The 6980-nt window shown below is 63.2% G+C and carries 3 protein-coding genes and 1 pseudogene; all 4 read left to right on the forward strand.

Features of this window, described 5'->3' with window-relative positions; all coding sequences use genetic code 11:
- A pseudogene (locus tag ACJH7A_RS29675) lies at positions 1 to 925 on the forward strand (hypothetical protein); the annotation flags it as partial.
- Positions 925 to 4638 carry a DISARM system helicase DrmA gene (gene drmA, locus ACJH7A_RS29680; protein WP_406803253.1) on the forward strand — a complete coding sequence of 1238 codons (3714 nt, stop codon included), beginning with the start codon at positions 925 to 927 and terminating at the stop codon, positions 4636 to 4638. The pseudogene ACJH7A_RS29675 and the gene drmA, both read left to right, overlap by 1 nt.
- Complete coding sequence (drmB, locus tag ACJH7A_RS29685; protein ID WP_406803254.1) at positions 4638 to 6689, forward strand: DrmB family protein; 2052 nt, start codon at positions 4638 to 4640, stop codon at positions 6687 to 6689. Before drmA ends, drmB begins: the two co-directional genes overlap by 1 nt.
- Complete coding sequence (locus ACJH7A_RS29690; RefSeq protein ID WP_406803255.1) at positions 6679 to 6909, forward strand: hypothetical protein; 231 nt, start codon at positions 6679 to 6681, stop codon at positions 6907 to 6909. Before drmB ends, ACJH7A_RS29690 begins: the two co-directional genes overlap by 11 nt.
- The last annotated feature ends 71 nt before the right edge of the window (positions 6910 to 6980 follow it).

Below are 6980 nucleotides of genomic sequence, written 5' to 3' on the forward strand. Positions count from 1 at the left end.
TGTGATCATCCCCGGGAAGGCGCGCCCACATTCACGCCGCCCTACCAAGGCTCATCCACAGGTTCTGATCATTGCTCATACAGATCCCCGCACCTCCGCTTCGCGCTGGGCTATAGACTTTTTCGATATGTCCGAGGGTGAGGCAAGGTCATTTGAGCTGCCGTTTGCTCGGGTGGAACGGCTAGTCCGACCAGTGCGAGTAACAAACAACCGTAAAGCTATCCGCGAACGGTGGTGGCAGTATGCAGAGAAGCGACCAGGGCTCAGGCTTGCGATTAAGGACCTTGATTTCGTTCTAGCTCTGACGCGAGTTAGCGACACGCTTATGCCGGCGCGAGTTTTCGCCGATCAGTTATTCAGCGATCGATTGACGGTTTTCGCTTCCGATTCTCATGCACTACTAGCATTGCTTTCGTCATCTGCGCATGCAATTTGGGCGATCAAATACGGCACGACGCATGAGACCAGGGTTACTTACAGCCCAACTGCTGTTTTTGAGACATTACCTCGTCCCGCTCTCACACCCTCACTTTCGAGTATGGGGTCGCTATTGGACGAACGACGGAGTGAAATTATGGCTCGACGCGATATGGGCCTGACCAGTTTGTACAGCCTTATCAACGATCCGCTTGTCGAAGATCGAGCTGACTCCGACGTCGCAGGGATGCGGGCCATTCACGTCACGCTCGATGAGGCGGTGATGGATGCGTATGGCTGGTCGGACATCGCCCTCGACCACGGCTTCCACACTTACCGGCAGATCCAGCGCTGGACGGTGAACCCTGCGGCGCGCTTGGAGATCCTGGACCGGCTATTAGAGGAGAACCATTGCCGAGCGACCGAGGAAGCAAGGCAGACACCGCCAACGAGAAGCAGAGGCCGTCGCGGCAAGTGCGCACCAGACGAGCAAGGGACACTTCTGTAATGACCAGCGCCAGCGAGAAAGCGAAGGAACCGGCCTCGTCCTACGACTTGACATTCGAGCCGGACGGCTCGTCGTTCACGGTTCGAGAGAACTTGGTCGACATTCTGGAGCGCGAGCTGCTCGGACCCATTCATGGTCCCGAAGAGTTGTTGCCCTTCAGCCCACGTTCCCAGTACCTGGTCGGATACATCGCGCCAGTGCGCCTCACAGGCGCCACAGCCGGCAACGGTGACGTCGCCGAAGGCACCGAGCGTGGCGAGCTGGCCGAAGCTCGTGCTGACGAGAACGCCGCGGCTGAGGGACGGGGCATACCTGCGTTTGCCGCGGACGACGGTGAGGCCGACGCTGCCGACGATGATGCTGAGGACCGAGCACCCAAGCAGGGGTTGATGATTCCCTCGTCGATGGGTCTGCGGTTCCAAGTGCCGCCAGATTTGGAGGCGTTCACGGTCACAGCCTCGTGGGGAACGTATGAGTCGGTGCAAACCGACAAGGTCACCAAGGCGGGCCGTCCGATTCGCCATTTTCAGCGCATCCCGGTCGAAGAACCCCGCACCATTCGCCTTGCCGATCTCGATGCTGGGCAGACGACGACGATCCCGTTGCGCGACACCACCTGTCTTCGGGTGGATCGCTACGACGATGCGACGTACGGACGGATGCTTATCGAAATCGCGTTGTGCAACGACCGCGAGACACCGATGCCGATCCCGATCGGCATGTGGATGTTCCAAACCAAGCTCTACATCGATGCCGGGGGAGCGGAGGTGTTTCTCCCGGTGTGCGATGTGCTCGAACAGGATCTACCGGAACACGATCCCGAGGTTCAACGCCTGAACCTGCAGTACCGCAACCGGCTTGAGTATGCGATCGGCCGGACCTGCTCGGTGGACTGGACAGTCAAGAAGGGCTCGCGCAGCGCCACCGCAGTGTGGACCACGTGGTTACCGGTCGCGGAAACCCCGCAGACACAGGCGCGCGACGTCGAGAACGCACTGCTGTCCATGGATGCTCTGGCGACCTCGACCGCAGAACAGGTCCGCGCAGGCCTGCAGCCTCTGATCGCCGGCTACGGGGACTGGCTCGGAACCCAAGAAGAAGCGACGACGCAGTTGCCGCCGCATCTGCGCGATACTGCCGAGCTGGCACTGGTGGAAGCCCACCGCGAGCACAAGCGGCTGCAAGCGGGGCTCGAACATCTTGCGGCCGATGCTGAAGCGCTGCGCTGCTTTCAGTTCATGAACGCCGTCATGCGCGATCAGCGCATCGCCTCCCAGGTCGCGGCGTTGCGGGCATCTGATCCGGCATTGTCGATTGCCGATGCACAAAGGAAGGTGGCCCAAGTGGGCCCCAAGGCTGCATCGTGGCGACCCTTCCAGCTGGCGTTCATCCTGATGCAACTCGGAGGCCTCACCGACCCGGCAGCGCCGCTTCGCAGTGCCGCGCACTTAGCGCAAGTCGAGTTGCTGTTCTTCCCGACCGGTGGCGGAAAGACCGAAGCCTACCTCGGGCTGGCCGCCTATACGTTCGCGATTCGGCGCCGCCAAGGTGCCGTCGATTCCGCAGACGGCCCGCTGGATGGCCGCGATGGTGTGGCGGTGCTGATGCGCTATACGCTGCGGCTGCTAACCGCCCAGCAGTTCCAGCGGGCCACCGCACTGGTGTGTGCCGCCGAACTAGCGCGCCAAGCCGACCAAACCACCTGGGGCAGCGAACCGTTCCGGATCGGGCTGTGGGTAGGTACCGACGTGAGCCCAAAACGCTTCGAGGAAGCTGACGAGCAGCTGACCAAGGCCAACGAATACGGGTCGTATCGGCTGACGGTGCTCCAGGTCCAGCGCTGCCCCTGGTGTGGCACCCCGATCACCGCGGCGCAGGTCAAGGCCGACGCTACGGCCCGGCGGGTGTTCGTCTACTGCGGTGATGACCTTGCGCGCTGCCCATTTTCAAAGGGCGGGCAGGTCAGCGAGGGTCTGCCGATTCTGACCGTGGACGAGGAGATCTACCGGCTGACACCGGCATTCGTCATCGCCACCGTCGACAAGTTCGCCCGTCTGGCCCGCGAAGGCGAAGCCGCTGCATTGTTCGGCTACGTCGGACGGCGCTGCGGTCGCCACGGCTACGTCCATCCCGACTACGCGGCGTGCAACATCTCCACCGCCCATCCGGCCGTGGCCGGATATCCCGCGGCCACCGTGCACCCGGTGAACCGGCTGCGCCCCCCGGATCTGATCATCCAGGACGAACTGCACCTTATTACCGGGGCGCTCGGCACCGCGGTCGGCCTGTTCGAGGTCGCGGTGGAGACCCTGGGCTCCTGGGAACAACCCGACGGAAAGCCAGTGCGGCCGCTGATCGTTGCGTCCACGGCCACCGTCCGCAACGCGCAGGAGCAAGTGCGCGGCCTGTACGGGCGCCGCCTAGAAATCTTCCCGCCCCAGGTGCTCGACGTCGCCGACACCTACTTCTCCCGCGAAATCCCGATCACCAAAACAACGCCCGGCCGCCGCTACATCGGAGTAAGCGCGCAAGGAGTCCGTCTGGCTAGCGCCGAGATTCGCGTCTCGGAGGTGTTGCTCTCCGCCGGGCAGCTGCTGTTGGACCGCAGCGGCATCGCAGCCGACCCCTACCTGACGCTGGTCGGATACTTCAACGCCACCCGCGAGCTGGCGGGCATGACCCGCTACATGGGCGACGACGTGCAGAATCGAATCAAGCGCCCCCGCAAAGACTCCGGATTCCCACCCCGACACGGGGCCGCGTTCGGACTGCTGAACACCGGTGAACTCACCGCCCGGATCGCGTCGTCAGAGATCGGCCGCACCCTGGACCGGTTGGGCTCAGAGTTCGACCCTGACTATGACACCACCGAAGCCTTCCAGGCTCGAATGGCAGCACAGCGCGAAGGCAAGAAGGTGCCCACCCGCAAGGAGGCGCCGTTCGACGTGGTGCTGGCCACCTCGATGCTGCAGGTCGGTGTCGACGTGCAGCGGCTCGGACTGATGCTCGTCGTCGGCCAGCCCAAGAACACCGCCGAGTACATTCAGGCGTCCTCTCGCGTCGGCCGCGACGCTTCCCGTCCTGGTCTGGTTGTGACGCTGGGCAATTGGGCTCGCCCCCGCGATCTGGCGCATTACGAACAGTTCCGCCACTACCACGAGACGTTCTACTCCCAGGTCGAAGCGTTGTCGGTGACGCCCTACTCGCCGACGTCGCTGGATCGAGGTTTGGACGGGTTGTTGGTCAGTGTGGCCCGAGTCGTGCAGGCGCCTCTCGATGACGGCCTCTCCCAAGAGCGCGGAGCCTGGCGAATCAAGGAACATCGGGACGTGATCGAGCGGGTCGCCGAACGACTCAAAGCCCGCATCTCGGCTGCGGCGCAGGATGACGCCAGAGTGAAGTATGCCAGCGACCGGTTAGTCAACCGCATCGATCGATGGGCCGATCGCGCCAACCACGCGAGCGACATGCACCGGACGCTGGTGTACGAGCGCACTGGGGAAGGGGATAAGTACCTGCCGTTGCTGATGAGCCCCGAGAACGCCAAAGCGGTCGTCGGGTCATCGAATCAGGCGCCCTTCGTCGTCGCGAACTCGATGCGGGAAGTGCAACCGGAGATCAACATCCTCGTCAGCCCGATCCCAGAGCGGCTGTTCGCACACGTACCCGACGGAGCACCACGATGGACCCTGCCAGTGGGGGATGAGTCCTGATGACCGACACCACGCCCGAAGAAGTGATGCTGCACGATCCGGGGGAGGCGCTCGACCCGTTGGCCGACGCCGAAGACGCGGTCGTCAAAAACCGCGCCAAAGTGGGCTCGTCACGGCCGTCGTCGCTGCTATACACCTACGGGCCGGGCGCGATCATGGATCTGCCCGGTTTCTCGGTGATGCCTGCAGGGTTGGACGACTGGGAGCCCATCTGGAAACGGCGCGAGAAGATTCCGGCGATCATCGAGCCCCGGCTCCTCAACGTCATTCGGATGCACCTTGGTCCGCAGCTCGAGGCGCTACGGCCCTATCCCTGGCAGCCGAAACAGAACTCATTCGCCAAAGAGGGCGCCGACTTAGGCATCCCCGCACGAGTATTCCCGCAGTGGCTGCGATGCACGGGCTGCGACTACCTCGGCCCGCTGACGCGGTTCAGCTACACCAACACCCATCCCTTCCGCCCAGACCTCGCGCAATTCACACATAAGGCCTGCCCGGGCCGCGGCGCGCAACGCGGTGGCACGAAGACTGGGAAGCGAGAAAGCCCCGCGGTACCCGCACAGCATCTGCTGACATGCACCAACGGTCACGTCGACGAATTTCCCTACGAACTGTGGGTGCATCGCGGCCGGCGATGCCCCAAGGCGGAGCGACCGGACCTGAAGATGCGTGACGCCAACCTCGGCAAGAGCGTCGGATCGATGATCGCGTGCACACAATGCGGGGCAACCCGCGGCATGGCAGAGGCACAGGGCTCGGTGGGCCGCGACAAGCTGCCGCAAACCTGCCGGGGACGACACCCGCACTTAAATGCTTTCGACAAAGAATGCGACGCGCGGCCGACGCTGATCATGATGGGTGCCTCGAACCTGTGGTTCGCCTCCACGCAATCGATCATCGTCATGCCACGCACCGACGCCGAGAAAGCCGAAGCCCTCGGCGACCTCCTCCGGCTAAGGCTCGGCATCGACACCATCAAGCAGTTCGCTGGACAAGTCGACGTTATCCGCGCGATGGCAGGTATGAAAGACATTGATCTGAGCGGTGTTTCGAATGAGAGTCTCGCGACCGCGGTTGCCGACGCGCTGACGCCGCCGGAGTCCGACGAGGAGCGCAAGAAGAAGCGCGACGACTGGGATCCCGTGGAACTCCTGGTCCCCGAATGGCAATACCTGCAGAAGCCGGCGCTGTTCCCCTCCCAGAAGAACACCACAGGGCTGATGGTGACCGACATGGCCCGCAGCCCCGAGCTTCCCACACAGATCAGCCGGGTCGTCGCGGTCAACCAGATGAAGAAGGTCAATGCCTTCATCGGTTTCACCCGTCTCGATGAGATGGACCGGGTCAACGATCTGCCTGGACGACTGGTCAAGCTCACCCGCAACGGCAAGCCGACATGGGTGCCCGCGACGGAGGACCGCGGCGAAGGAATATTCCTGCAACTCAGCCTCGATGCCATCGAAGACTGGGAGAACATCGTCTACACGACGCCGTTGTGGGCGGCACACCAGGCGGCTAACCGGCGTAACTTCGCCCGACGCTTCTCCGAGACGGCCAAGGCGGTGGACCCCGACACCCGACTACCCGCGCCTCGATATTGGCTGCTGCACACCCTGTCTCACGTGCTGATCCGCGAGATGGCGATGTCATGTGGCTACGGCGCAGCCAGCTTGACCGAGCGAATCTACGGCTGGCCGGCCTCCGCGCACCGCGAGGGCGCTGCCGGATTGTTGATCTGCACCACTGCGTCAGATAGCGAAGGCACCCTCGGCGGACTCGTCGCGCTCTCAGAGCCGACTCGACTGCAGGGGCTGGTGATCTCGGCACTTCGCCGAGCTGCCCGGTGCTCGTCGGACCCAGTGTGCGCCATGCGCACTCCGAGTGACCCGGAGGACTTCCTGCACGGGGCGGCGTGCCACTGCTGCACGTTCGCATCGGAGACATCGTGCGAAAGGGCGAACCGATTCCTCGACCGCCGGTTTCTGCTCACATTGCCCAGCGCGCACGGCAAACCTGTGCCGGGGTTCTTCGGGAGCCCTGATGTCCGATGATCCGCTGAAACAACTGGGGGAGTACCTGACAGCAACCGAGGCCGAAAGCCTAGCAGTGCTCATCGACGCCGGTGAGCATATCGCGCATGCACTCGTAACGGTGAACCACTCCCGTCGCGAGATTGTCGCAAAATTGTTGAACTCAGCGGGAATTGGACATACAGAACCAGCTCTGTCGGTGGCGGTGCTCCGCGGGATCGCAGGTGCAAAGTCTGGATAGCGTCCCGGGGAGTGGTGGACTTCGGATCTGGCGTGGTTCACGCGTTGTGATCAACGAGTCATGGTGAACGC

It is taken from the genome of Mycobacterium sp. SMC-17, assembly GCF_045310915.1.
Taxonomy (GTDB): domain Bacteria; phylum Actinomycetota; class Actinomycetes; order Mycobacteriales; family Mycobacteriaceae; genus Mycobacterium.

Bases quoted from the DNA above. Each gene is read 5' to 3' on its own strand.
- drmA (WP_406803253.1), top strand. From the start codon at position 925: ATGACCAGCGCCAGCGAGAAAGCGAAGGAACCGGCCTCGTCCTACGAC.
- drmB (WP_406803254.1), top strand. From the start codon at position 4,638: ATGACCGACACCACGCCCGAAGAAGTGATGCTGCACGATCCGGGGGAG.
- ACJH7A_RS29690 (WP_406803255.1), top strand. From the start codon at position 6,679: ATGTCCGATGATCCGCTGAAACAACTGGGGGAGTACCTGACAGCAACC.